Annotated in this window: 1 protein-coding gene and 2 pseudogenes; 1 reads left to right on the top strand and 2 read right to left on the bottom strand. The window is 50.3% G+C overall.

The annotated features are described in order from the left end of the window. Positions 1-174, top strand: a pseudogene (locus VB716_RS04575) (transposase); the annotation flags it as partial. A 457-nt stretch (positions 175-631) separates the two neighbouring features. Here the strand turns inward: VB716_RS04575 and VB716_RS04570 are convergent. Both VB716_RS04570 and VB716_RS04565 read right to left on the bottom strand, forming a co-directional pair. Then, positions 632-1,540, bottom strand: a complete 909-nt coding sequence (locus VB716_RS04570; RefSeq protein WP_323269864.1) for a glycosyltransferase family 2 protein — start codon at positions 1,538-1,540, stop codon at positions 632-634. A gap of 317 nt (positions 1,541-1,857) precedes the next feature. Beyond that, positions 1,858-2,051 (bottom strand): annotated as a pseudogene (locus VB716_RS04565) (IS630 family transposase); the annotation flags it as partial.

Genomic DNA, 2,051 nt, shown 5'->3' with positions numbered 1-2,051 from the left:
ATGATCAACGGCAACGTAACGCGGTAGAAGGCAAAATCGGACAGGGGAAGCGGCGATTTGGATTGGGTTTGATTCGTGAGAAGCTCGCTGCCACCCAAGGATCAGCCATTGCATTGGCTGTACTGGTAATGAACCTCGAGAAGCTGCTGGGGCTTCTTTTGGTTCTTTTTGCCTTCTTGTTTCAGCTACTGATCGGCACTGAATCCATCCGAAGAGGCGAGGAGCGGCTCCTGAGCAATCAACCGGCTGCAGCCTGAGCAACACTCAGTGTTAGGGCGGGGCCTCCCCACTTTGCTGACCTGGGGCTGGTTCTTACTTTCTCAGGAGGCCCTAAGTAGCACTTGCAGGTCACTGATGAAGAGTTCGTTGAGCAGATCAAGGAAACTCCTAAGCAATCAACCGACTGCAGCCTATCCGGCGACAATCTGGTTGAGCGGCCATCAACCTGATTGACACGGGACAGCAGCCTGAGCAACACTCAGAGTTCAGCCGGGCCTTCCCACTTTGCTGACTTGGGGCTGGCTCTTACTTTCTCAGGAGAACCTAATCACACTATTCCGCCATAGAAAGACCCAGACAACTGTGCTTCAAGCGACCTAGCGATCATCGGGAGGCCCTAGTTAACCTATAGTTACCCAATCAGATCCATTAGCAGAGCATCAAGTGCGCAAATTGGCTTGATGGGTCTAGAGATGTAGGCCAGACTGACTCCGGGGATCGCCTTCCTTAGGTCATAGTCCTGTAATATTTCACCTTTTCTGCCTCCTAAATAATCCAAGGCCAACTCATAAAGCTCTTGATCTGAAACTTCATAATTTTGAAATCGAATTCGCTCCGCGACCCTGAGGAGATGATAGTTCTCGCCGTCCTTCGCCTGTCTAATGCGTGTCTTATGTGCGGAAATGAGACATTTAGACACTAATTGATTTGCTGACCGGACTGGAAAGTGCCCTAAGTCGATATCTAGAATGTAAGGACGCAAGTCAATCTCTTCGTTGAATATCGAATGGCTGCCCTTGGTAATAACTGATGACCGCGAGTGATTAATGGGGATCACAACTTTATGGAAGGCGCGCTGCTCTTTTGCAAGGGGCTTAAATGAGTTCTCTATGCAGGAACCTTTTGAATTTCCGCCGTTAATGGGCACGAAGGTCATCCACTGCATTAATCCATAATGATTGCGAGGCATAATCCTGAGTTGGGCCAGCATATCTTCGCGACCGCACAAAATGATCTCATCGGCATCCAATGGGACGATATAGCCATTTCCGTAATTATTCGCGGACACCAAGTGTCGCATAAGCGCAGTCAACAATCCACCTTGCAAGTTCTTTAGGCGCTCATTTCGGTCTTGAAGTGAATAGATGAAGACAGGAAGGCCTTCCTTGGCGAGCTGCGCGAGTATTTCTATCGTATTGTCTGCGCTATTGTCATCAATAAAATGCATCTCAGAGAAGATCGATGCGTTTGCCCGAGTAGAGTACTCGATGAAATCAGCTTCATTCTTGACTTTGCTGATGCAAACAAGCGTTTCATGCATGACGCTTTATTCTTTCAATGGTTGTTAGTTGCCGCATCATAGCTTGACCAAGGATTTAGGGGCTGGCCCTACTCGATATGGCGATGCAGCCAACTTCAATATTGGCAGACAGGCCGCGCCAATTGACCTAAAGTGAGGCTCCGTACGATCTTGCGGCAGGAGCCTGTGCCAACGCAGCAGCAACGTCGACATCTGTCCAGAAAACTTCGTCTTCATTGGTGGAGAGATCCAATCACTGGATGGCAGTAGATCTCAACGGCAGACTCAATCTTGGAGAAGCTCCGGCGACTTTCTTCGTAAATCTCCTGCTCCGGATACTAGTGTGCCGTCCCGGAGATTTGCGAGCAAAGTCGCTGGAGCTTCTCCAGGATCGAGTCGGCGGTTGCCGTCCAGTTGAACGGGGCCTTGGTCTTGTTGTAGGCCGCCACGAACTGCTCGATCTTGGCGATCAGCTCCTTGACGCTGGAGAAGCTGCCGCGCCGGATCGCCCGCTGGGTGATGATCCCGAACC

It is taken from the genome of Synechococcus sp. CCY9201, from assembly GCF_034931105.1.
Taxonomy (GTDB): Bacteria; Cyanobacteriota; Cyanobacteriia; order PCC-6307; family Cyanobiaceae; genus CBW1002.
This window is presented reverse-complemented; position numbering and strand designations above follow the sequence as displayed.